24 protein-coding genes are annotated in these 21,653 nt (G+C 70.0%); 15 read left to right on the top strand and 9 right to left on the bottom strand.

Going from position 1 to position 21,653, the window contains the following annotated elements; translation table 11 throughout:
* Positions 1–10: 10 nt before the first annotated feature.
* Together VE172_RS02095 and VE172_RS02090 are read right to left on the bottom strand one after the other, a co-directional pair.
* Entirely contained in the window at positions 11–1,537 is a 1,527-nt protein-coding gene (locus tag VE172_RS02095; RefSeq protein ID WP_324796457.1) for a multicopper oxidase family protein, read from the bottom strand.
* Positions 1,534–1,947, bottom strand: coding sequence for a hypothetical protein (locus VE172_RS02090; protein WP_324796454.1), 414 nt, complete (start codon positions 1,945–1,947; stop codon positions 1,534–1,536). Before VE172_RS02090 ends, VE172_RS02095 begins: the two co-directional genes overlap by 4 nt.
* A 276-nt stretch (positions 1,948–2,223) precedes the next feature.
* On the opposite strand from VE172_RS02090, the gene arfB reads away from it, so the two are divergent.
* On the top strand, positions 2,224–2,649 hold the full coding sequence (arfB, locus tag VE172_RS02085) for an alternative ribosome rescue aminoacyl-tRNA hydrolase ArfB (RefSeq protein ID WP_324796452.1): 426 nt from the start codon (positions 2,224–2,226) through the stop codon (positions 2,647–2,649).
* Positions 2,650–2,655: 6 nt separating this feature from the next.
* Here arfB and VE172_RS02080 read toward each other — a convergent pair whose 3' ends face one another.
* From VE172_RS02080 to VE172_RS02070, 3 genes are read right to left on the bottom strand one after another with little or no spacing between them, the layout of a single operon-like run.
* The gene (locus tag VE172_RS02080) at positions 2,656–3,396 is read right to left on the bottom strand and encodes a DsbA family protein (RefSeq protein WP_324796450.1); all 741 of its coding nucleotides are present in this window, start codon (positions 3,394–3,396) and stop codon (positions 2,656–2,658) included.
* 18 nt (positions 3,397–3,414) lie between these two features.
* Positions 3,415–4,077: a response regulator transcription factor gene (locus VE172_RS02075; RefSeq protein ID WP_324796447.1), complete on the bottom strand. Its 663-nt coding sequence runs from the start codon at positions 4,075–4,077 to the stop codon at positions 3,415–3,417.
* Complete coding sequence (locus tag VE172_RS02070) at positions 4,074–5,225, bottom strand: sensor histidine kinase (RefSeq protein WP_324796444.1); 1,152 nt, start codon at positions 5,223–5,225, stop codon at positions 4,074–4,076. Before VE172_RS02070 ends, VE172_RS02075 begins: the two co-directional genes overlap by 4 nt.
* Before the next feature lie 182 nt (positions 5,226–5,407).
* On the opposite strand from VE172_RS02070, the gene VE172_RS02065 reads away from it, so the two are divergent.
* The 5 genes from VE172_RS02065 (at position 5,408) to VE172_RS02045 (ending at position 8,354) form a co-directional block, all read left to right on the top strand.
* Positions 5,408–6,259, top strand: a complete 852-nt coding sequence (locus VE172_RS02065; RefSeq protein WP_324796441.1) for a class I SAM-dependent methyltransferase — start codon at positions 5,408–5,410, stop codon at positions 6,257–6,259.
* Between the two features lie 93 nt (positions 6,260–6,352).
* Positions 6,353–6,715 carry a DUF2089 domain-containing protein gene (locus VE172_RS02060; RefSeq protein ID WP_324796438.1) on the top strand — a complete coding sequence of 121 codons (363 nt, stop codon included), beginning with the start codon at positions 6,353–6,355 and terminating at the stop codon, positions 6,713–6,715.
* A complete protein-coding gene (locus tag VE172_RS02055; RefSeq protein ID WP_324796435.1) occupies positions 6,712–6,972 on the top strand; it encodes a hypothetical protein in 261 nt (86 codons plus the stop codon). Before VE172_RS02060 ends, VE172_RS02055 begins: the two co-directional genes overlap by 4 nt.
* 21 nt (positions 6,973–6,993) lie before the next feature.
* Positions 6,994–7,419 carry an SHOCT-like domain-containing protein gene (locus VE172_RS02050; protein ID WP_324796432.1) on the top strand — a complete coding sequence of 142 codons (426 nt, stop codon included), beginning with the start codon at positions 6,994–6,996 and terminating at the stop codon, positions 7,417–7,419.
* A 53-nt stretch (positions 7,420–7,472) separates the two neighbouring features.
* Positions 7,473–8,354 (top strand): aminoglycoside phosphotransferase family protein, encoded by an 882-nt coding sequence (locus VE172_RS02045; protein ID WP_324796430.1) that lies wholly within the window; start codon positions 7,473–7,475, stop codon positions 8,352–8,354.
* Here the strand turns inward: VE172_RS02045 and VE172_RS02040 are convergent.
* A complete protein-coding gene (locus VE172_RS02040; protein ID WP_324796427.1) occupies positions 8,351–8,824 on the bottom strand; it encodes an SRPBCC domain-containing protein in 474 nt (157 codons plus the stop codon). The two genes, VE172_RS02045 and VE172_RS02040, sit on opposite strands and share 4 nt — an antisense overlap.
* Positions 8,825–8,923: 99 nt before the next feature.
* Between VE172_RS02040 and VE172_RS02035 the strand changes: the two genes are divergently transcribed.
* Genes VE172_RS02035 through VE172_RS02025 form a run of 3 tightly spaced genes read left to right on the top strand, consistent with a single transcriptional unit; the run spans position 8,924 to position 10,763 of the window.
* Positions 8,924–9,703: a VOC family protein gene (locus tag VE172_RS02035; RefSeq protein WP_324796424.1), complete on the top strand. Its 780-nt coding sequence runs from the start codon at positions 8,924–8,926 to the stop codon at positions 9,701–9,703.
* 17 nt (positions 9,704–9,720) lie between these two features.
* Positions 9,721–10,281, top strand: coding sequence for a GNAT family N-acetyltransferase (locus tag VE172_RS02030; RefSeq protein WP_324796421.1), 561 nt, complete (start codon positions 9,721–9,723; stop codon positions 10,279–10,281).
* Entirely contained in the window at positions 10,278–10,763 is a 486-nt protein-coding gene (locus VE172_RS02025) for an AAA family ATPase (RefSeq protein ID WP_324796417.1), read from the top strand. Before VE172_RS02030 ends, VE172_RS02025 begins: the two co-directional genes overlap by 4 nt.
* Here VE172_RS02025 and VE172_RS02020 read toward each other — a convergent pair.
* On the bottom strand, positions 10,760–12,241 hold the full coding sequence (locus VE172_RS02020; RefSeq protein ID WP_324796414.1) for an alpha/beta fold hydrolase: 1,482 nt from the start codon (positions 12,239–12,241) through the stop codon (positions 10,760–10,762). The two genes, VE172_RS02025 and VE172_RS02020, sit on opposite strands and share 4 nt — an antisense overlap.
* Positions 12,242–12,300: 59 nt before the next feature.
* Here VE172_RS02020 and VE172_RS02015 point away from each other — a divergent pair, with 59 nt between their 5' ends.
* Complete coding sequence (locus VE172_RS02015; RefSeq protein WP_324796411.1) at positions 12,301–12,735, top strand: MarR family winged helix-turn-helix transcriptional regulator; 435 nt, start codon at positions 12,301–12,303, stop codon at positions 12,733–12,735.
* A 13-nt stretch (positions 12,736–12,748) separates the two neighbouring features.
* On the opposite strand, the gene VE172_RS02010 is transcribed toward VE172_RS02015, so the two are convergent.
* Both VE172_RS02010 and VE172_RS02005 read right to left on the bottom strand, forming a co-directional pair.
* A complete protein-coding gene (locus VE172_RS02010; protein ID WP_324796408.1) occupies positions 12,749–13,591 on the bottom strand; it encodes a class I SAM-dependent methyltransferase in 843 nt (280 codons plus the stop codon).
* Between the two features lie 25 nt (positions 13,592–13,616).
* On the bottom strand, positions 13,617–14,441 hold the full coding sequence (locus VE172_RS02005) for a class I SAM-dependent methyltransferase (RefSeq protein WP_324796404.1): 825 nt from the start codon (positions 14,439–14,441) through the stop codon (positions 13,617–13,619).
* A gap of 180 nt (positions 14,442–14,621) precedes the next feature.
* Here VE172_RS02005 and VE172_RS02000 point away from each other — a divergent pair, with 180 nt between their 5' ends.
* From VE172_RS02000 to VE172_RS01980, 5 genes are all read left to right on the top strand, one after another.
* The gene (locus VE172_RS02000; protein ID WP_324796401.1) at positions 14,622–14,948 is read left to right on the top strand and encodes a hypothetical protein; all 327 of its coding nucleotides are present in this window, start codon (positions 14,622–14,624) and stop codon (positions 14,946–14,948) included.
* A gap of 112 nt (positions 14,949–15,060) precedes the next feature.
* The gene (locus VE172_RS01995; protein ID WP_324796398.1) at positions 15,061–15,609 is read left to right on the top strand and encodes a dihydrofolate reductase family protein; all 549 of its coding nucleotides are present in this window, start codon (positions 15,061–15,063) and stop codon (positions 15,607–15,609) included.
* Positions 15,610–15,767: 158 nt separating this feature from the next.
* Positions 15,768–16,397, top strand: coding sequence for a hypothetical protein (locus tag VE172_RS01990; RefSeq protein WP_324796394.1), 630 nt, complete (start codon positions 15,768–15,770; stop codon positions 16,395–16,397).
* 30 nt (positions 16,398–16,427) lie between these two features.
* Complete coding sequence (locus VE172_RS01985; RefSeq protein ID WP_324796391.1) at positions 16,428–18,467, top strand: SPFH domain-containing protein; 2,040 nt, start codon at positions 16,428–16,430, stop codon at positions 18,465–18,467.
* A gap of 229 nt (positions 18,468–18,696) precedes the next feature.
* Positions 18,697–21,653 (top strand): DNA repair ATPase (locus tag VE172_RS01980; protein WP_324796388.1); only part of this gene is annotated, 2,957 nt, incomplete at its 3' end.

The following is a 21,653-nucleotide window of genomic DNA, read 5'->3' as shown; positions in this document are numbered from 1 at the left end:
AAGGCATGCGCTAAACGACGTCGAAGTTCGCCATCATCGCCATGTCCTCGTGCTCCAGATTGTGGCAATGGATCATGTAGCGGCCCTTGTGTTTGGCGAACCTCACCAGCACCTCCACGACCTCGAACGGCCTCAGGTCGACGGTGTCCTTCCAGCCCGCGTCCTGGGGTCTCGGGGGTTTGCCGTCGCGGCTGGCGACCTGGAAATGTCCCAGATGGACGTGGATCGGGTGGTGGAAGTCGGAGGTGAAGGTCCAGCGCTCGATCGTGTCCAGTGTGGCCCTGGCGATGGTGCCCGCGGGGTCGTAGGTCTGGTCGTTGATCGTCCACTTGTCGCCCTCCACCTGGAAGCGGAAGAAGCGGTCGGCGGCCACGTCGGCGGGGTCGAGCTTTTCATACGGCGCCAGGGTTTCGGGGACCTCGGAGTCGTCGCGGGTCGATGCGCCGACGCGGAAGCGCATGATGGCGCCCGTGGGGCCGTCGTCGAGGGTGTTGAGCAGGGTGACTTCGCTGCCCGCGGGGAAGTGGGCGAAGTCGATGACGAGCTCGCGGCGCTCGGCGGGGGCGAGGTCGCAGGCGTCGAGCGGGACGGGCGCGCCGAGCAGCCCGACGTCGCTGGCGATCTGGGTGAACGCCGCCTCGGTCGGGGCGGTGCCGAGGGCGAGGCGATAGCGGCGGGCGTTGGAGCCGTTGAGGACGCGGAAGCGGTAGCGGGCGCGGTCGACGTCCATGACGGGCCACGGGGCTCCGTTGACCAGGATGACGTCGCCCTGGACGCCCTGGTGGAAGTCGCCCGTGACGCCGGGCTTGGCGAGGGTGCCGTCCACCGAGGGATAAAGGAACTCGCCGTCGGCGGCGAAGGCGCGGTCGCAGATGAACAGGGGAACGTCGCGGTCTCCGCGCGGCAACGGCAGGGCGTCGGCGACGTCGTCGTCCACAATGAAGAAACCCGCCAGGCCGCGCCAGACCTGCGGCGCGGTGAAGTCCATGCGGTGGTCGTGGTACCAGAGGGTGGCGGCGGGCTGGTCGATCGGGTACTCGTACGTGCGGGCCTGGTCGTGGCGGGTCCACACATCCTTGTGGTGGGAGGCGGGGCGCCAGCGGTATCCCTTGGGCACCACGAGATCGGTGGGAAAGCCGTCGGAGGAGGCGGGGGTGACGCCGCCGTGCAGGTGGGTGGTGGTGGGCACGGGGAGTCGGTTGTGGATCTTCACGGTGACCTCGCGCCCGCGCCGAACGCGGAGGGTGGGTCCCGGGAAGTGGCCGTCGAAGCCCCACACCGTGGTGGTGGTGCCGGGGACGATCTCCACCTTGGACGGACGCTGGGTGATGTCGTAGTGGTCGCCGTGGGTGGGTCTGGCGACGGGCGGGATCGGCAGCGGGGCGCGGAAGCGTTGGGGCGGCGGCAGGGCGCTGGTCAGGGTGCGGCCGGCCGACTCGTGCGGGTCGCGTCCGAGGGCCCAGGCGGCGCCGCCGACGCCGATGCCGCCCGCCACCAGTCCGAGGGCGAGAAGCCTTCTGCGGGACAGCTTGTTCATGCCGCGCCGCCGATCCGTCGCACCGACCGCCAACTGTGGACGACGAGCCAGGCCGAAAGCAGCGAAAGCCCGACGCCGAGCGGGAAGTGGAACTGGAGGAGGCGGTCCTGGCCGAGGACGTATTGGATGTAGAGGGCGGCGGTCAACGCGAGGTTGAGCCAGACGCCGAGGGCGGGGCCCCGGCAGGGACTCCACCACAGGATGCGCAGCACCAGGTCGACGACCAGGACAAGGGTGGCCAGGTTGGCGCCCTGCTGGTGCGCGGCGAGCATGCCGATGTCGCCCGTGAGAAACAACCCCGCCCAGACGGGTTGGGCGACAACGGTCGCGAGGACCAGGGCGGCGGTCGTGAACGCCGACCAACCGATCCAGGCGGTCAGCGGCGACCGCCTGGGCACGGGGGGATTCATGGGCGGGGCTCCTGTCGTCGCGGCTGGGGAGGGCTCGGCAACGATAGAAGTTGAAGTTGGCTTTAAGTCAATCGTTTGTGGCGGGGGTCATGGGCCGGTAACGCCGAGGCGGAGAAATCGCGACGAAGGCTCGCCGCCACCGCCACCATCATCGATACCCGCCAGCGGCCGTTTCACACGACATTGAGAACATCGGGCCGCCTGGAATTCACTTATCGCCTTGCCCGTTGCACTTCAGGTCCATACGCTTGCCATACCGAGCCACCAGGAGGGATCATGCCGAGTCCGCTGCGCGTCAGCCGTTCGGTCGTCGTCCCCGAGGTCGAGCTGAGCTGGCGGTTCTCGCGTTCGTCGGGGCCGGGCGGGCAGGGCGTCAACACCACCGACAGCCGCGTGGAGCTGACGTACGACGTCGCCGCGACCGCCGCGCTGTCCGAGGCGCAACGGGAACGGGCGTTGCAGCGCCTCGCCGATCGGCTGGTGGACGGGAAGATCACCGTGGCCGCCTCCGAGCATCGCTCGCAGCTGCGCAACCGCGAGGCCGCGATGGAGCGGTTGGCCGAGTTGTTGCGGGAGGCGATCGCCCCGCCGCCGAAGCAGCGCCGTGCCACGAAACCGAGCAAGCGGGCGAAGGCGAAGCGCATGGATGCCAAGCGGCGCAGGGGTGACGTCAAGCGGTTGCGGCGGTCCACCGACGACTGACGGCCGTCAGTCCTTAATGGCCCGATCGAGCGCGTCGTCGAAGGTCCGCCACTCCGCGACCTTGTCGCCGTCGATCCGAATGTCGGGGACGCTCGTGACGCCCTTGCCGCTGGCCTTGTCGGTGCCCTCCGTGACCCACGTGTCGTAGCGATGCTCGGTGACGCATTTCTCGAATGCGGAGCCGAGGCCGTCGTCGGATCCCAGGGAGACCAGCTCGGAATCCGACAGGCCCTTCGAGTTCTCGGCGGGCATGTGGGACATCAGCGTTTGGTGGTACTCGAGAAACCTGCCGCCGTCGGCCGCGCACACCGCCGCCGCCGCGGCGCGGGTGGAGTACTTCGAGGTGGAACGGGCGTCCAACATGGCCAGCGGCGTCACGAGCAGCGTGATCTCGTTCTTTTCCACGGCCTTGACGAGCGTGTAGCCGCTGACGGAATCGAACGCCTGGCAGGCGGGGCAGATGTAGTCCGCGTAGAGCTCCACCGTGACATCGCCGTCGCCCAGGACCAGGGCGTGACCGCGATGCTTGGCCTTCGGCTGCCTCGCGTCGGCGGAGACCTTCGCGGAGTCGCCCGTGCCGCGCACCACGAGGACGACGACGACCGCCACCCCGACAACCAGCGCGGCGACCAGGCCCAACACCACGAACAACACCGCGTTGTTCTTGCGTGGAGGGGGTTGTGGCGTCCATTGTGGCGGCGGGTACTCGCCGGGCGGTGGCGGAGCCCATCCCTGAGGCGCGGTCATTGGCGAATGGTAGTCGCCTCACCCACCGCCGGCCCGCATCAGTCCCGACTGGTAGGCGTGCACCACCAGCTGGGCGCGATCGCGGCAGCGCAGCTTCACCATGGCGCGGCTGACGTGGGTCTTGGCGGTGGCGGGGCTGATGGTGAGGTACTCGGCGATCTCGTCGTTGCTGAGGCCCTCGGCGACCAGGGCGACGATCTCGCGCTCGCGGGTGGTGAGGATCTCCAGGACCTCGGCGCGGTCATGGCGCAGGGGTCGGGACACATAGGACGATATGAGCTTGCTGGTGATGGACGGAGACAGCAGCGCCTCGCCGCGGTGGGCGACGCGCACCGCGTCCAGCAGGTCGGGCGGGTCGATGTCCTTGATGAGGAAGCCCGCCGCGCCCGCGCGCAGCGCGTTGTAGACGTACTCGTCGAAGCCGTAGTTGGTCAGCATCACCACCCGCACCGCGTCGAGCGAGGGCTCGGCGGCGATGCGGCGGGTGGCCTCGATGCCGTCCATGACGGGCATCTGGATGTCCATCAGGACCACGTCGGGGATGTGTTGGGCGGCAAGCGAGACCGCCTGTTCGCCATCGGCGGCCTCGGCGACCACGGTGATGTCGTCCTCGGCGTCCAGCAGGGCGCGAAACCCGCCGCGCATCAGGGCCTGGTTGTCGGCCAACAGGACGCGGATCACGCCGCCACCTCCGTGGCCAGGGGGATGGTGGCGCTGACGGCGAAGCCGCCGGTGCCGGGGGCCGCGGTGAGGCGGCCACCGAGTTCGGTGACGCGCTCGCGCATCCCGAGCAGCCCCATGCCCGGTACGGGGGGCGAGTCGGGGCGGGCGCATCCGTTGTCGGTGACGGAGACGGCGAGCTGTCCGTCCGTGTAGGACAGTGTCACCGTCGCGGTGTCGGCGCCCGAGTGGCGGGCCACATTGGTCAGCGATTCCTGGATGACGCGGTACGCGGCGCGCTCCACCTCGGACGGGAGGTCCCGCTTCTGCCCGTGGCACACGAGTTCCGCGTTCACGCCGGCGGCGCGGCTGCGTTCGATGAGCGCGGGGATGTCTTCCAGGCCATGGGTTTCGTCGCCCGAGTCCTGCCGCAGCACGTGCAGCGTGGAGCGCAGCTCGCGGTTGGCGTCGGCGCTGGCCTGTTGGATCGCCACCAGGGCCTCCGACGGCTGCTCCCCGCGCTTGCTGGCCAGGTGCACCGCCACGCCCGATTGCATCTTGATCACCGAGATGGCGTGGGTGAGGGAGTCGTGGAGTTCGCGGGCGATGCGCAGCCGCTCCTCTCCGGCGCGGCGCAGCGCCGCCTCCTCCCGGGTGGCCTCGGCGGCCTCGGCGCGGGCGTTGGCCTGCTCGATGTAGGCGCGGTGCTGCTGGAATAGCTCGCCGAACACGAAGGCGGCCACGAACCAGCCGATCGGCAGGAACGCCGCGCTGATGATGGCGCGCAGCGGGTCGTCGCCCCCCTTGGCGACGTTGCCCACCACGACGCCGATCAGCACGGGGGTGACGACGCCGACGGTGAACCAGCGGTTCCGCGCGTAGGCGTTGACGAAGATCGCCACCAACACGGGCACCGCCTCGACCAACCCCGAGTCGGTGGCCAGCGCCGAAAACGCCAGGATCGACGCCACGGTGATCACCAGGACGACGCGCGGGAAGCGGTGCAGTACCGCCAGGGCGGCGGCCCCCACCAGGGCCACCAGGGATTTCGCGACGTCGAAGTGGCCGGAGTCGGCGGCGGCCAGGGCCAGGTCGACGAGGATGATCCCCGCCAGGCCCACGGCCAGGGCGACGTCGATCGCCACGCGGGCGGGAATGGGGCTGCGCATGGGTGAACCGTATGCGAAACGGCGAGGCCACGGCATCCGACAAGGGAGGCGAATCCCGCGTACGCCGGGGGGCGTACGGCTGGCCCGGCGGCGGTAGCCGCAAGTGACGTCCGTGGTGCGATGCGCGGCGGGCCGCTCGCGGCGAATCTGGGTCTCATCGTCTTCCACGAAGGAGTTACCCCATGAACACCATCGTCAACACCGAGCAGGAAGCCGCCTGGAACGGCGTCGAGGGCCAGCACTGGGCCGACAACTGGCAGCGCTGGAACCGCATCGGCGACGGCGTGAACGACGCCCTTTTCGACGCCGCCGACATCGCCGCCACGCACCGGGTGCTGGACGTCGGGTGCGGCACGGGACGCAGCACGCGCCTGGCGGCTCGGCGCGCCTATTCGGGCGCGGTCACGGGCATCGACCTGTCGCGGCCGATGCTGGAGCGCGCCCAGCGGATCACCGTCGACGAGGAACTGTCCAATATCAACTACATTCGGGGCGATGCCCAGGTGCACGACCTCGGTGTCGGCGTCTTCGACCGGGTGATCAGCCGCGCGGGGATCATGTTCTTCTCCGACCCGCACGCGGGCTTCGGCAACCTCGCCCGCGCGATGCGCGGCGGCGCCAAGCTGGCGATCGCCGTGCCCGCCAGCCGCGAGCGCCAGCCCGCCTCCTGGGCCACGCTGTTCCAGGCGTTGGCCAAGCACGTGACCCCGCCGCAGCCGGACGGCAAGACCCGCAACGAGGGGCCCATGTCGCTGTCCAGCCACACCCGCACCAGGGAACTGTTGCACGCCACGGGTTTCACCGAGGTGACGTACGAGGACTGCGAGTTCGTCGAGTGGCTGGGGGCCGACGTGGACGACGCCGTTTCGTTCCTGTCGGGCTGGGGGCTGATCCGCCACTGGCTGCGCGGCGCGGACGCCGCGACCACCGCCGCGGCGCTGGGCGGCATGGGCGAGGTGCTGGAGGCGTTCGCGGAGCCCGAGGGGGTGCAGCTGCGCGGCGCCACGGTGGTCTACACGGCGCGACGCGCGTAGATAATTAAAAAAGTCAATACTTCATCCTTGGTTCCTTAAGAAAGTCAATGTATACATGAAGATAAGCATGCCGCATTGATCGAGGAGCCAAGGATGGACTGGCAGGATCTGACGGATCTGACCAACGGGCGGTCGTTCGTGGTCGAGCGGGTCCGCCTGGCCGACAGCGGCGTCGCGATCGAGGGCGAGTTCGAGCCCCCGCAGCTGATGCGGCTCAGCGTCGACGACCAGGTGTTCGTCGCCGCGTTCGTCCTGGTGCACGGCTCGATCAAGGAGATGGAGCGGATCTTCGGGGTCAGCTACCCGACGATCAAGTCCCGCCTGAACCGCATCGCCGAGCACCTCGACTTCGTCGACACCGACCCTCCGCCCGCCAGCGCCGACGTCATCGATCGCCTGCAGCAGGGCGACATCAGCGTCGCCGAGGCCTTGTCCGAGCTGAAGGGGTCGAGATGATTCCGCAGCTGGTGACGGTGCGCTACCGCCGCCGCGACGGCCGCTGGCGGCGGTGGTTCGTCCCCGTCGTGCCGATCGTGCTGGTGTTGTCGCCCCTGCTGGTGCTGGCCGTCGTGGGCGGCGTGATCGCGTGCCTCGTCTTTCGGATGAGCGCGTGGGGTGCGCTGCGGGGCGCGGGGCGGGTGCTGTGGTCGCTGCCCGGCACCCGCTTCGATCTGGAGGACGGCCATGAGGGCGTGCGCGTCAGCATCAGGTAAGCCATAGAAAAGGTGACAACAATGAATGAGGAACGCCACCAGATCCTGCGGATGCTGGCCGACGGCCAGATCACGGTCGACGACGCCGAGAAGCTGATCGCCGCATTGGAACGGGACCAACCCGCCCCATCCTCGACGGACGTCGTCCCGTCCAAGACCCAGCCCAAATACGTTCGCGTGTTCATGGACGCGGCGTCCGAGGGCGACGGACCGAGCCGGATCAACATTCGGGTCCCCCTGAAGCTGCTGCGCGCGGGGGTGCGGCTCACCAGCCTCATCCCGCCGATCGCGGTGACGCGGATCAACACCGAACTGAACAACAGGGGCATTCCCCTGGACCTCGGCGAGCTGAAGCCGCAGCAGCTCGAGGACCTCATCGAGGGGCTCTACGACCTCACCATCGACATGGACGACCCCGGAAACAAGATGCGGGTGTACTGCGAATAGCCGGCGCCCAAAACGGCTTGCCCCCGTCCGTCGGACGCGGCGATACTGGCCCGATGCTCACCCCCAAGCTGCACGCCGACGAGGTCGACACCGACGCCGACCTGGTCTCGCGGCTGATCGCCGAGCAGTTTCCGCGGTGGTCGGGCCTGGAGGTGCGTCCCACGGGCAGCAGCGGCACGGTCAACGCGATCTTCCGGCTCGGCGCCGACAAGGCGGTGCGGCTGCCGCGGGTGCCCGGCGACGACGCCGAGTTCGACCTGGACCGCCGCTGGCTGCCGCTCCTGGAGCCCCGCCTGCCCGTCGCGGTGCCGCGCCAGCTGGGCGTCGGGGTGCCGAGCGCGCGGTACGGCGGTTACTGGGCGGTCTATGAGTGGCTGGACGGGGCGCCCGTCGCCCCCGACGCGGTGGGCGACGGGCACGGGCTGGCCGTCCAGATCGCCGACTTCATCAAGGCACTGTGGACGATCGACACGACGGACGCCCCGCGCACCCAGCGCGGCCAGCACCCCGGGCTCGGAGGCGGCATGGCCGACAACCTCGTGACGCTGCGGGGCCGCGTCGACGTGGATCGGGCCGCGCGGATCTGGGAGGAGACGCTCGCGATCGCCGCGTGGGACCGCGAACCCGTGTGGCTGCACGGCGACCTGATGCCGGGCAACCTGCTGCTGCGCGACGGGCGCCTGAGCGCCGTCATCGACTTCGGTGTCGCGGGCGTCGGCGACCCCGCCGCCGACCTGATCGTCGCCTGGTGGGTGCTGGACGCCGACTCCCGGGCCGCCTTCCGCGCCGCGGTCGGCACGGATGAGGCCACCTGGCTGCGGGGACGCGGCTGGGCGCTGCGCACCGCGCTGGGCGCGATGCCGTACTACTGGGACACCAACCCGTCGTTCGTCGCGGCGGCGAGGCGCGCGCTCGCCGAGGTCCTGGGCGACTAGTCGCCGTTTTCCAGCACGGCCTTGAGGTTCTGGAGGATCGGGGGCCAGCCCTGGCGGATGCTCTTGAGCATCTCGCTGTCGGGCGCGAAGCCGTCGTGGACGAGCCTGAGGCGGCAGCCCGAGCCGTCCCGCTCGAAGTCGAAGGCGACCCGCGAGACCGGCTCCTTGCGCAGCTCGAGCAGGTGCTCGCCCGTCCAGTCGGGGAAGTACTTCACCATCTCGGGCTCGTAGTTGTGCCAGGTGTAGGCCAGGCGGCGATTCGGGTCGGCCTCCAAGACCCTTTGGCCCCAACTGAAGTACTCGCCCTCGGGCTCGAACTTCCAGTCCACGCCCGCGCCGGTGAACCACTCGGAGCGGGGCCCGGTGCCCTCGAAGTACGCGCTGATGTACCCGGGTTCGGTCAGCGCCCGCCACAGCCGCAGCGTGGTGGTGTCGATGTAAACGACATGCGTGAAGTCCGTGTGGCTCATCGGCCTGGTCCCCCTCAAATCGGCCCGTGTGTCGTACTTCCCTGCGAGACTGCACGACGGCGGCGGTTTTCGCCGCTCAACCTCGAGAAAGTTTCGATCATGACCACAAATTTCGCCGATGGCGAGGCTTACTGGGTGGACGTGTCGGCTCCCGACGTGCCGAAGACCGCCGAGTTCTACTGCGAGCTGTTCGGCTGGGAGGCACAGGATCTGGGCGAAGAGGCGGGGCATTACACGATGCTGTCCCTGGGAGGCAAGACCTTCGGGGCGGTGGGGCCGTGCATGTCCGCCGACGTCACTCCATCGTGGATGACGTACTTCAAGGTGGCCGACGCGCACGCCACCACCAAGGCCGTGGAGGCGGCGGGCGGCACCGTGCGGGTCCCGCCGATGGACGTCTTCGACCAGAACACGCTGGCGCAGTACACCGATCCCGCGGGCGCGCAGTTCGCGGTGTCCCAGCCGCGCAAGCACCAGGGCGCCGAGGTCTGGAACGTCGCGGGCACGCCGTCCTGGGTCGAGCTGAACGTGCAGAACGCCGAGCCCTCAGAGTCCTTCTACCGCCAGGTCTTCGGCTGGTCCGAGTCCACCGAGAAGATGGAGGGCGGGACGTACCGGATGTTCTCCGCCGCGGGGCAGGAGCGCAACTTCGCGGGCCTGTTCGAGCTCAGCGCCGTGGAGGGCCTGGAGCACGTGCCGCCGCACTGGCTGGTGTACTTCGAGGTCGCCGACTGCGACGCCACCTACGCCAAGGCCACATCGGCGGGGGCGCGCGCCGTCACCGAGCCACAGACTCTGCCGGGCGTCGGACGGTTCGGCTCGCTGATGGACGCCAACGGCGCGGTCTTCGCGGTAATCACTGGCGAGTCGGGTTCCTGAACCAATAGGGTGCGGGCGTGACGACTGACGAGGCGGCCATTCGGCTGGAGACCATCGCCGACCATGCCGCGATCGCCGGCGTGAACGCCCGCGCCTTCGGCGCCCACGACAGCGTTCCCGCGCTGGTGGCGGCGCTGCGCCTGGCCGACGCGCCGCTGCCGGCACGGTCCTTTGTGGCCGAAGTGGGCGGCGAGGTGGTGGGGCACACCATGGTGACGGGCTGCCGCCTGGACGCGCCCCGCGAGCTGGTGGCCGTGGGTTGCCTGTCGCCGCTGGCGGTGGCGCCCGAGTTCCAGCGGCGCGGCATCGGCGCGCGCCTGATCGCCCACGCCCTGGCCGACGCGGACCAGCGCGGGGTGCCGCTGGTGTTCCTGGAGGGCGATCCGCGGTTCTACTCCACGCGGGGGTTCGCCGCGGCGACGCCGCTGGGCTTCCGCAAGCCGTCGCTGCGCATCCCCGACGCGGCGTTCCAGGTGGCGACGCTGTCGTCCTATCGGGATTGGATGACGGGGACGCTCGTGTATCTCGAGACGTTCTGGGCCATGGACTGCGTGGGCCTGCGGGAGCCCGCGGCATGACGCGGGTCCTGATCACGGGCATCTCGGGAAGCGGGAAGTCGACGGTGATGGACCGCTTGCGCCGCAAGGGTTATCGCGCCATCGACACCGACTACGGCGGCTGGTGCGGCCCCGCCGACGGCGGTCCGCCGCCCGCGCCCGAGGCGCAGCCCGGCTGGATCTGGCGGGCCGACCGCATGGAGGAGCTGCTGTCGGGCGACGATCCCGCGCCGCTGTTCGTCAGCGGCTGCGTGGAGAACCAGGGCGCGTTCTACCCGCGCTTCGACCACGTCGTGCTGCTGACGGCGCCCGAGGACGTCATCGTCGAGCGTCTGTCCACGCGCGACACCAACGACTACGGCAAGGCGCCCGAGGATCGTGCGCGGATTCTCGCCGAGCGCCGCGAGGTCGAGCCGCTGCTGCGCGGCGGCGCCACCGTCGTGGTGGACACCGACGGCAGCCCGGACGAGACCGTCGCGGCGCTCGAGCGCCTGGTCCTTTAGGGACCGCAGGTGTGCTCGGTGACGCGACCCGAGTCGAACTGCTCGTGGATCGCGTCGCGGACGCACCGCGAGGAGAAGAACGCGATGTGGGCGTCGCCCTCGTAGGTCAGCAGCGACGCGTGGGTCCGCCTCGCGACTCTGGTGGACTCGGTGTAGGGCGCGAAGGCGTCGTGGCGACCCGCGATCACCAGAAACGTGGCGTCGCCGTGGATCGGCGAGACGTGCGGCGGGTCGTTGGGCTTCACCGGCCACCCCGCGCAGCCGCCCAGCGTCTCCGACGCCTCGGAGGCGCCGCGCAGTTCGGGGCCGAGCGCGCGCATCGCCTTCTGGCGGCGCGCCAGGTCCCCGAAACCGTCGATGTCGGGATCCCAATTGGCGCAGTTGGTCGCCCGGTTCACGTCCCAGAAGGGATGGAGACCGTAGGCCGAGTCGTACATGGACGCGAAGGTCTTGGCGGGCTGGTGTTGGCGGATCTCGGCGATCGAGGCGGCCAGCGCCGTCCATCCCGACTCCGCGGGCGGCATGTCGCCGATCTCCAGCCACTGCTGGTCCAGGAATGCCAGCTGATCGCCGTCGACGGTGTGCCCGTCCGGAAGCTTCACCGGGTGGTCGTCGGCGTCGGCGAAGACGCCCGTCACCTGGTCGGTTATCTGCCGCGCGTTGCCGTGCAGCGCACAGCTTGTGGTGTCCGCGCACCAGCGCGCGAACCGCCCGAACGACGATTCCACATCGCTGGCCTCGCGGCGGGAGCGCTCGGCCAGCGACAGCGCGTGGTCGGCGGGGCCGTCCATCACGACGGTGTCCAGCCGCGCGGGGTAGCGCGCGGCGTATTCCTCGGCGATCAGGCTGGCGTTGGTGAAGGCCAGCCACGACAGGGTGTCGGCGCCGACGGCCTGGCGCACGGCCTCCATGTCGCGGGCCTGGGTTTTCGCGTCCATGTGTTCCACGAGGTCGCCCGAGCCGCGGCGGCAGCCGTCGACGAAGTCGCGGTTGTGCGCGGCCAGGTCGCGGTATTCCTTGCGGCTGTGCGGTTGCAGCGCCACAGTGTCGTCGTGGGCGTTGACCGCGCAGTCCAGCTGGGTGCTGCGCACCGGGGCGGGATCGCCGAACAGGGTGTTGCCGCCGCCGCGCAGCTCGACGCCGACGATCTGGGAGTGCGCGATCTCGTCGTCGGAGAAGTACGTCTGGCGGGATTGGGCGCGCAGCGGCGCGGTCGCCGTCGATACGCCGCTGCCGTTGGTGATCAGGATGGTGCGGCCGGGCGACCGGCCGTCGGCGGGTAGGTGGCGGGTGACCGCCAGGGTGATGTGGGCGCCGTGCGGGGAGTTCCAGTCCAGCGGGACCGAGATCTCGCGGCACTGGCCGAGATCGTCGTCGCCACAGGGCTTCCAGCCGTCTGTCGAGGTGGCGTCCGCGTAGGCGATGGCGCCGCCGCACAGGGTCAGCAGCGCCGCGGCGATGGTGAGGGGTTTCTTCATATTGGCTCGCATTCGTACGTTAACGTACTATCCGTTCACGTACGATATATGATGGTCGGGTGGAATCGCAACCGCCCCGAGATCTCGGCCCCGAGGCCACCGTCGGCGCCCTGCTCCGCTTCGCCCACCGCAAGGCGCGGCGCGTCGGCAACACCGCGCTGGCCTCGATCGACATGGACACCCGCCGCATGGGCGTGCTCGGCGTGCTGTTCCAGCACGGCCCCGTCACGCAGCGCGAGCTCTGCGACGAGCTCGACGTCGATTCCTCCACAATGGTCGTGATCGTCGATCAACTGCTCGCCGAGGCCCTCATCGACCGCGACCGCAATCCCGCCGACCGCCGCAGCTACCTGATCTCCCTCACCGAATCGGGGCGCGAACGGGTGATCGCCTGCTGGCAACTGGCCACGGGCGTCATGGAGGAGCTGATGGGACACTTCACACAGGACGAACGCGAGCAGCTGGCGCGGCTGCTGATCAAGTTCGTCGGGTAATCACACCCGGTACCTAGAACTCGTAGCGCAGGTACTGGCTCATGGTGCGCAGCGGGCGGATGTGCTGGACGGCGCGGCACATCAGCCGCGAACCGGGCGGTACCAAGCGGGGCGGCAGGTCGTCCAGCAGGTCGGGCGACAGGGAGCTCACCACCTCGACGCAGCGCAGGTTCGGCACGGCCTCGGCCAGCTCGTGCTCGTCCTCGATGGGCCAGGTCAGCATCTCCTTGCCGAACTGGCGCTTCAGCATGCGATTGACGCTGCGCACCCCGAAGGCGTTGTGGGTGTCCATGACGATGGTGCCGCTGGGGAACCGCTCGGCGATGCGGCGGAACATGGCGCGGCCCGCCTCGGGGTCCAGGTACATGGTGACGCCCTGCGCGACCACCAGGACGGGATCGTCGGCCGGGACCTCGTCCAGCCACTGCGGATCGGTCACCGAGGCGGGGATCAGGCGGTAGTTGTCGCGGCCCGGGAAGATCTGTTCGCGCGCCTCGACCACCCCGGGAAGGTCCACATCGAACCACTGGACCTCGGGGCTCGGGTCGATGCGCCACACCCGCGAATCCAGGCCGGCACCCAGCTGCACCACCGTGGCCTTGTCATGGGCGGCAAGGAAGTCCCGCGTCCACCCGTCGAAGAACTTGGCGCGCACGGCCACCTTGACGCGCATGCTCTTTCCCGACACCACCTTGGACTTCAGCCTGTCGAGGTCGTAGTCCACCTTGTCGAAGGCCGCCGCGGCCACCTTGTCGGCCAGGATGCTGGGCGCCGACCTGGCGTCGGCCGCCAGGCCGTACAGCATGATCATCGAGGTTTCCATGGCATCGGGCAGGTGGACCTTGAACTTCGTCATGGCGGATACGCCTTCTTTCGCGGGATCAGGTTGCGGTCGCGATGACCATTTCGGTGTCGCCGGGCCAGTCCCAGAACCGGCCGTCGGGCGCGTGCCCGAGCAGCAGGCGACGCAGGTCGGCCTCGAAGTCGGCGCGCCGCCCGCCGAACAGGCGCGGTGCCGCCCAGGACTTCGAGAAGCAGTCGGCCACGACGGCGTCGACGTCGCGGATCAGGTCGGGGTGCCCGGGCGCGTGGGTGACGCGGGGCTCGCCGAAGCGGCTCAGCCTCAGGGTGTCCTCGAAGCGTTCGGGCTGGCCGGAGTTCCACTTGGCCAGGTAGTCGCGGGTGCCCTCGCCGAGGTAGGCGATGACGAGCTCGCGGATCGCGTCGTGCGGGATCGGCGGATGCCCGGCGTCGGCGGGCCGCGGGCGCCCGTCGACCCGGTGCGAGATCAGCACCAGCGACCCGCCCGGCGCCAACAGGTCGAACACCGCCTCGGCGACCTCGAGCCGCTTCACTCGATGAAACGACTGCCCGAACGCGACCACCCGGCAGCCGTCCACGCCGAGGCTCGCCAGGTCCTCAGCGACCCCCTCGACCCAGCGGACGTTGTCGATGCCCGCCTCGCGGCACCGCCGCTCGCCCTCCCGCAGCATCTCCGGCTCGGGGTCGACGGCCACGACCTCACCGAATCGACCCGCCAGCTCGAGTTCGAGAACCCCTGGGCCGCAACCCACGTCGACCAGCACCCCCCGCCCGTCCAGGCCCAGCTCGGCCGCCAGCGTCGCGCCGAGCCGCTCCGAATAGGGAGGACGGCCCGCCACGTAGTGCTCGGCGGTGCCGACGAAGGCGCGCGGGTCAAACTCCATACGCGATTCTCACACGGATTCGGCGCCGCGTAGCCGTCCCGCCGATCGCGTCTCGGGGTGGGACACTGGTTTCCATGACCGACAAGCGAAAGGGCGATGCCGCGTAGGCGGCCCGCGCGTCTTCGCGCCGCCCACCGTTCCCGGCGCGACCCCGACCGGCGCCGCGCGCAGGTGTCAGGCGTGTCCGGTGGCACCAACGCCGCCATCCGCATCGCGGAAGTCCACAACCAACTCGACCCCGGCGATGTCGCACGCGCGCTGCGCCGATGGTCGGCGCATGCCCACGGCCCCATCCGTCGCCTGGCCGGAAGCTGCTCGCCCGCGGCGATGCACGGGTGTCCGTGTGCCTCACGCGCGCTCCTGGAACGCGTGGTGAACCGGCTCGGCGGCAGGCCCCGGCGCGAAGTGCGGCGGCTCATCGACGACATCGACCGGGTATTCCTCGACCGCACCCACCCCGACCCGCGGATGCCCGGCGAATGGCCGTGGTGGATGCGCCGATGCTGAGAACCGGCGGAACGCACCGGCGTGGCGGCCGCCGCGACCGCCGGGGGCGGCGCCGCGCCCGGGTAAAATCAATCCACAGTCGACCTATTCGCCGACCGCCCCGAGGAACCCCATGCCCAAGACCACCTATGTCATCGTCAGCACCCTCAACGGTTATGTCGCCGCCGCCGACGGCGGCCTCGACTGGCTCGTGGCCCTCGACGGCGGCGACCGCGACATCTCGGCTCACGTCGCGGCCGCGGGCGTCATCGCCATGGGCGCGACCACCTATGAGGACGTGATCGCGACGGAGTCCCTCCTGGACGATCCCGAGATCTGGCGCCGCGCCCACGGCGACCGTCCCGCCTGGGTCTTCACCCACCGCGAACTGCCGAGGATCCCGGGCGCCAACCTCACCTTCGCCTCCGATGTCCGCGCCGCCCACGGCGACATGACGCGCGCCGCGGGGGACGGCGACATCCTCATCGCGGGCGGGGGAGGGCTGGCCGCAGCGTTCGCCGAGGCGGGGCTGCTGGACGAGATCGTTGTCGGGATCGCCCCCGTGGCCCTGGCGGCGGGCAGACCCCTGTTCCCCGCCGACCTGCCCGCCTCCCGCCTCAGACTGTCCGACGTCGACCGACGCGGGCAGCTGGTCTTCCTCACCTACCGAGTGGATCAATAAGGAATGTACAAATAAGAATGCTCCGATCGTTTGGCATGTTTTCGGGATGGCGATCGGCTTGCGGGACGGTTGTATTGTTCCCGCGCTTGCCTGAGCGCGCGTAACGGGAGGAAAGTGTCCTGAATGAACTGATCGACGTCAGCCTGCGCTTTCCCACGGTGGTGTTCAGCTTCGCGTTCGCCGTCGTGGTGCTGTACTGGCTGACCGTCCTCATCGGTGCCGTCGACATGGACCTGTTCGACGGGCACGCCGACGTCGACGCCGACCCGGGCGTCCTCACCGCCGTGCTTCCGGTGACGCGCCGCGGGCGCGCCATCCCGGTCACCGTGGTGTTGTCGCTGTGGATCATCGCGTCGTGGACGCTGTGCGCCCTGGCCGGCATCGCGGGGAGGTCCGTCGGGCCGCCGCGGGGCTGGGAGTTCCTCGCCGGGGTGGTGACCGTGCTGCTGGCGCCCGCGCTGGCGTGGATCGTCACGCTGCTGGCGATCCTGCCGTTCGGCCGGTTCTTCGACACCGACGACGCCGCCTCGCGCGACGACTTCGTCGGCAAGACCTGCGTCATCCGCACCCAGCGGGTGACCGTCGACTTCGGACAGGCCGAGATCACGTCCTCGGACGGTTCGTCCGCCATCATCCAGGTGCGCCGCGATCCGTCCGACACCAACGACAACGACGCGCTGACCTCGGGAAGCAGCGCGCTCGTCTTCGACTACGACCCCGACCACGAGCACTTCCTCGTCACCTCGTTCGACCCCGCCCGGGAGTTCGAGCGCCGCCGTCAACGCTAGATTCCACCGTCTACAATCGAGGTTTCATCGATGGATCCCCTGTACACCACCGTCGGCGTCGCCGTCGGTGCCTTCCTGCTCGTCTTCCTGGCGATCCTGTTCATCGTCACGCGGCTGTTCCGCAAGGTCGACCAGGGGCAGGCGCTGATCATCTCCAAGATGCGCCGGGTGGACGTCACGTTCACCGGCGCCGTCGTGCTCCCGGTGCTGCACCGCGCCGAGACCATGGACATCTCGGTGAAGACCATCGACATCGAGCGCACCGGCAAGGAGGGCCTGATCTGCAAGGACAACATCCGCGCGGACATCCGGATCTCGTTCTTCATCCGGGTCAACAAGACCAAGGAGGACGTCATCAAGGTGGCGCAGGCGATCGGCACCGAGCGCGCCAGCCACCAGGGGACCCTCCAGGAACTGTTCAACGCCAAGGCCGCCGAGGCGCTCAAGACCGTCGGCAAGCAGCTCGACTTCATCGACCTGTACACCCAGCGCGATCAGTTCCGCGACCGGATCATCCAGGTGATCGGCACCGACCTCAACGGCTACGTTCTGGAGGACGCGGCCATCGACTACCTCGAGCAGACGCCGCTCAACATCCTGGACCCGCAGAACATCCTCGACGCCCAGGGCATCCGCAAGATCACCGAGCTGACCGCGATCGAGGCGATCCGCACCAACGAGTACAGCACCAACGAGGACAAGGAGCTCACGCGCCAGAACGTCGAGGCGCGCGAGGCCATCCTGGAGCTGGAGCGCCGCCAGGCCGAGGCGGAGGCCCGTCAGCAGCGCGAGATCGACACCGTGCGGGCCCGAGAGGAGGCCGCCACCGCCAAGGTGCGGGCCGAGGAGCGGCTCAAGGCCCAGGGCGCCGACCTCAGCACCGACGAGACGCTGGGCGTGCAGCGGGAGAACCAGGCGCGCGAGATCGCGGTCGCCGCCAAGAACAAGGAACGCGTCATCGCGGTGGAAACCGAACGCATCGAAAAGGACCGGCTGCTGGAGGTGGTGGCCCGCGACCGCGAGGTGGAGCTGTCCACCATCTCCAAGAACAAGGAGGTCGAGGGCGAGAAGCGCGAGATCGCCGAGGTGATCCGGGAACGCATCGCCGTGGAGAGGACGGTCGCCGAGCAGGAGGAGAACATCAAGAAGCTGCGCGCCGTCGAGGAGGCCGAGCGCAAGCGGCAGGCCGTCATCATCGCCGCCGAGGCCGAGGCCCAGGAGAACCTGGTCAAGGACATCAAGGCCGCTGAGGCGGCCGAGACCGCGGCCAAGCACCGGGCCCGCGAGCGGCTCACCCTGGCCGAGGGCCAGCAGCAGGCCGCCGAGCTGGAGGCCGCCGCCATGGCCCGGCTGGCCGAGGGTAAGCAGGCCGACGCCGCGGCCGAGGGCCTTGCGGCCGTTGAGGTCCGCGAGAAGGAGGCCGACGCCATCGAGAAGTCGGGTCTGGCCGAGGCCCGCGCCGCCGAGGCGCTGGGACGGGCCAACGCCGAGGTCGCCGAGCTGGAGGGCAAGGCCGCGGGCGCGGCGCTGCGCGAGAAGCTGCGCGGCGAGTCCGAGGGCCTGACCGCCAAGGCCGCGGCCATGGCCGAACTGGACGGTGCCTCGCGGATCCACGAGGAGTTCCGGCTGCGGCTGGAGGCCGAGAAGGACGTTCGGATGGCCAGCCTCACCGCCAACCGGGAGGTCGCCGAGACCCAGGCCAACGTCTTGGCCACCGCCCTGGGCAAGGCCGACATCAACATCGTCGGCGGCGACGGCGCCTTCTTCGAGCGCGTCACCGGCGCCATCGGCATGGGCAAGGCCGTCGACGGCTTCGTCGCCAACTCCGAGGTGGTCAACGGGCTGGCCTCCGACTGGCTCAACGGTTCCCGCAGCCTGCCCGACGACCTGGCGTCGCTGCTGGCCTCGGGCGGCGCCGAGGACCTGAAGAACCTGTCGATCGCGGCCCTGCTGACCAAGATGATCGCCAGCGGCGCACCCGAATCCGACAAGCTCGGCCGCCTGCTGGAGTCGGCGCGGGACATGGGGCTGGACTCCGCCCCCGCGGCCCTGCTCGCCGCGAAGAACTAGCCACCGCGGCGGTCGCTCTCGGGACTCCTGATGCCCGAGGGCGACCGCCGCCTCCCGCGTCCACTGTCGAAGCGGCCGTCCCGCGGCAACGAGACGGCCATCGCCGGGCGCCCCACCGTCCGAACCATCCGCCGAAACGGCTCGCGGGGGAGCCAAAGCCGCCACGGTGGCGTTCCCGCCGCCCGAGGGCCCCGTCCCGCGTCCACCGTCGATCGCCGAAGGAAAAGCCTTGTCCCACACCGACACCGACACCGCCGCCCCCCGGGCGGGGCTCGACGCGGGCACCTACGAGGTCCTGCGCACCCGACTGTCCGAACAGGCCGCCGAGCTGTCGAGGCGCGCCGAGGCGCTCAACGCCCAGCGGCTGGAGACGTTCGGCGGCACCGAGCTGAGCCTGCTGGGCACCGAACGCATCCGCACCGAGAACAACTGCGTGCCGCGCGACATCGCCCAGGTCGACGGCTACATGCTGTTCGGGTACAACGTCTTCATCGGTCTCAAGCCCGAGACCGCCGTCGGCGACGTGTTCACGGTGTGCCGCTTCACCCGCCAGGACGACGGGTTCGGGTTCACCGCCGTGGACGGCCCGATGCTGTCCGGCGAGGCGTTCGCGCGGGACTTCGCCGAGCTCTACCGCTACTACCGTGACGCGAAGCTGCTTCAGTTGCGCCGCATGGAGGGCAGGCTGCTGGCGGTCTTCCAGACCGGCGAGAAGCTCGACGACATCAAGGTGCTGCGCTGGACGATCGAGTCCGACGGCACCGCGACCTATCTGGACAATCAGGGCGGCCGCGACCACACATTCCCCGCGCAGCACGACTTCGAGTGGACCGCCACCACCCGCGACGACCACGTCAGCGGGCGCCACCCGCACGTGTCCATCCAGGACGAGGTGTTCGTCGAGTGCGTCGGCGGCGACCTGACGATCAAGATCGAGAACAACACCTCCACGGGGGAGGGGCTCTACAGCGAGCCCGTCGACGAGCGGCTCCAGAGCCTCGCCGACGCCGACATCTCCTACGCCCGCGTCGGCCCGCTGATCCTGCTGAACATCCTGCCGTACAACGAGACCCGGCGCCGCTTTCTGGTGTTCAACACCCGCACCAAGAAGGTGGCGCGCCTCGACGGCATCGGGCAGGCCTGCCGCGGGCTCCCCGAGGACCAGGGCATCATCTTCCCCGGCGGGTTCTACCTGTCCACGGGGATCTACAAGACCTTCGACACCGACGCCACCGACCTGGAGTTCGAGCGGGAGATCCGCTCGCCCAACGGAGAGGACGTGCTGTACGTCTTCCACGCGCGGGCCGAGGGCCGCACGCTGTTGTTGCCGTACAACGTGATCCGCAAGGAGGTCGCCAACCCGCTGGCCTGCCACGGATACTCGATCTTCGACGACGGCACCCTGGTGGCCTTTCGGGCGGGCTCCGACGAGCCCACCCGGGTCCACCCGATGCAGGTGTGGCAGACGCCGTTCGTGTCCGACACCTACGCCGCGCGGCAGCCTGTCGGTGACGGTCCACTGGAGAAGCTCGGCAACGCCGAGCTGGTGCGCGGCGTGGCCGAGGCGCTCTCGGTGTCGCGCATGGTTTCGGAGATGGAACCATCCACAGAGGTGTTCGAGGCGCTCATCGCCGCGTGCGTGCGGGTCGGCGACTCCTACCACTGGCTGGGCGATCCCGAGCTCGGCGGCATCGCCGACCCCCTGGAAGCGTTGCGCGCCACCGCCGGTCAGGTGCTCGCCGAATACGAGACCGTCGCCGAGCTGACCGCCAAGGCCGCCGAGGACGTCGCCGCCGCCGAGCGCGACATCACCGCGATGGTGCGGCGCGCCCGCGCCGAGAACCCGCGCTCCGCCGACGAATGGGTGCGGCGGCTGGCCGACCTGCGGCGCACCCAGGGCCGCGTCGCCACCCTGCGCGAGGCCCGCTATGTCGACTCGGCGCGGCTCGACACCCTCGACGAAACGCTCGCCGAGGAGCTCGCCTCGTCGGGTCGCCGCGCCGTGGAGCACCTGGGCCGCGCCGACGCGTTCGCCCCGTACCGCGAGGACCTCGACAAGCTCACCGCCCGGGCGGACTCGATCGCCACCGCCGCCGAGGCGGCGCCGCTGACCGAGCGCCTCGACTCGGATCAGTCCAACCTGGAGTCGCTCACCGAGGTGGTGTCCGGGCTAGACATCGCCGACGCGACCGTGCGCACGTCCATTCTGGAGAGCATCGGCGAGATCCTCGCGTCCGTGAATCGGGCCCGCGCCACCCTCAACCTGCGGCGCCGCGAACTGTCCGAGGGAGAGGGACGGGCCGAGTTCGCCGCCGAGTTCGCGCTCTTCGGCCAGGCGGTCACGGCGGGCCTGGCCGCCGCCGACGGCCCCGACGCCTGCGACGAGCAGCTGGGTCGGCTGTCGCTGCAACTGGAGAACCTGGAATCCCGCTTCGCCGACTTCGACGACTTCATCGCCGAACTCACCGACAAGCGAACCGAGGTATACGAGGCCTTCGCCTCCCGCAAACAGACCCTTTTGGACGAACGGGCCCGCCGCGCCGAGCGGCTCGTCGCCTCCTCCGAGCGCATCCTGGACAGCGTGGTGCGCCGGGCGGCCACCCTCGGCTCCGGCGACGAGATCAACGCCTACTTCGCGGGCGACCCGATGGTCGCCAAGCTGCGCCGCGTCGCCGAGGAGCTGCGCGGGCTCGGCGAGACCGTGCACGCCGAGGAGCTCGACGGGCGGATCAAGGCCGCCCGCCAGGAGGCCGACCGGGCGCTGCGCGACCGCCGCGACCTCTTCGACGGCGACGCCGTCAAGCTCGGCGAGCACCGCATCCCCGTCAACACCCAGCCGCTGGACCTCACGCTGGTGCCGCAGGGCGACGGCCTGGCGCTGAGCCTCACCGGCACCGACTTCCGCCAGGCCGTCGACGACCCCGGATTCGCGGCCACCAAACCGTTCTGGAACCAGCCGCTGATCTCCGAGACGTCCGATGTGTACCGTGCGGAGTTCCTGGCCTGCGCGATCCTGGACGGGCACGACCGCGCCGCGCTCGCCGCCGCGACCGCCTCCCCCGCGGGCCTGCTCGACCTGGTGCGCCGCGAGGCCGCCTCGCGCTACGAGGAGAGCTACGAGCGCGGCGTCCACGACAGTGACGCCGCCGCCATCCTGGCCGCCCTGCTCGAGCTCGACACCGCCGC

The organism is Stackebrandtia sp. (genome assembly GCF_035643755.1).
Lineage (GTDB): Bacteria > Actinomycetota > Actinomycetes > Mycobacteriales > Micromonosporaceae > Stackebrandtia.
The sequence above is the reverse complement of the archived record's forward strand: the minus strand, read 5'-3'. Positions and strand labels throughout refer to the sequence as shown.

Excerpts from the sequence above, each read along its gene's own strand:
- VE172_RS02095 (WP_324796457.1), bottom strand. The coding sequence starts at position 1,537 with ATGAACAAGCTGTCCCGCAGAAGGCTTCTCGCCCTCGGACTGGTGGCG.
- VE172_RS02090 (WP_324796454.1), bottom strand. The coding sequence starts at position 1,947 with ATGAATCCCCCCGTGCCCAGGCGGTCGCCGCTGACCGCCTGGATCGGT.
- arfB (WP_324796452.1), top strand. The coding sequence starts at position 2,224 with ATGCCGAGTCCGCTGCGCGTCAGCCGTTCGGTCGTCGTCCCCGAGGTC.
- VE172_RS02080 (WP_324796450.1), bottom strand. The coding sequence starts at position 3,396 with ATGACCGCGCCTCAGGGATGGGCTCCGCCACCGCCCGGCGAGTACCCG.
- VE172_RS02070 (WP_324796444.1), bottom strand. The coding sequence starts at position 5,225 with ATGCGCAGCCCCATTCCCGCCCGCGTGGCGATCGACGTCGCCCTGGCC.
- VE172_RS02065 (WP_324796441.1), top strand. The coding sequence starts at position 5,408 with ATGAACACCATCGTCAACACCGAGCAGGAAGCCGCCTGGAACGGCGTC.
- VE172_RS02060 (WP_324796438.1), top strand. The coding sequence starts at position 6,353 with ATGGACTGGCAGGATCTGACGGATCTGACCAACGGGCGGTCGTTCGTG.
- VE172_RS02055 (WP_324796435.1), top strand. The coding sequence starts at position 6,712 with ATGATTCCGCAGCTGGTGACGGTGCGCTACCGCCGCCGCGACGGCCGC.
- VE172_RS02050 (WP_324796432.1), top strand. The coding sequence starts at position 6,994 with ATGAATGAGGAACGCCACCAGATCCTGCGGATGCTGGCCGACGGCCAG.
- VE172_RS02045 (WP_324796430.1), top strand. The coding sequence starts at position 7,473 with ATGCTCACCCCCAAGCTGCACGCCGACGAGGTCGACACCGACGCCGAC.
- VE172_RS02040 (WP_324796427.1), bottom strand. The coding sequence starts at position 8,824 with ATGAGCCACACGGACTTCACGCATGTCGTTTACATCGACACCACCACG.
- VE172_RS02035 (WP_324796424.1), top strand. The coding sequence starts at position 8,924 with ATGACCACAAATTTCGCCGATGGCGAGGCTTACTGGGTGGACGTGTCG.
- VE172_RS02025 (WP_324796417.1), top strand. The coding sequence starts at position 10,278 with ATGACGCGGGTCCTGATCACGGGCATCTCGGGAAGCGGGAAGTCGACG.
- VE172_RS02020 (WP_324796414.1), bottom strand. The coding sequence starts at position 12,241 with ATGAAGAAACCCCTCACCATCGCCGCGGCGCTGCTGACCCTGTGCGGC.
- VE172_RS02010 (WP_324796408.1), bottom strand. The coding sequence starts at position 13,591 with ATGACGAAGTTCAAGGTCCACCTGCCCGATGCCATGGAAACCTCGATG.
- VE172_RS02005 (WP_324796404.1), bottom strand. The coding sequence starts at position 14,441 with ATGGAGTTTGACCCGCGCGCCTTCGTCGGCACCGCCGAGCACTACGTG.
- VE172_RS01995 (WP_324796398.1), top strand. The coding sequence starts at position 15,061 with ATGCCCAAGACCACCTATGTCATCGTCAGCACCCTCAACGGTTATGTC.
- VE172_RS01985 (WP_324796391.1), top strand. The coding sequence starts at position 16,428 with ATGGATCCCCTGTACACCACCGTCGGCGTCGCCGTCGGTGCCTTCCTG.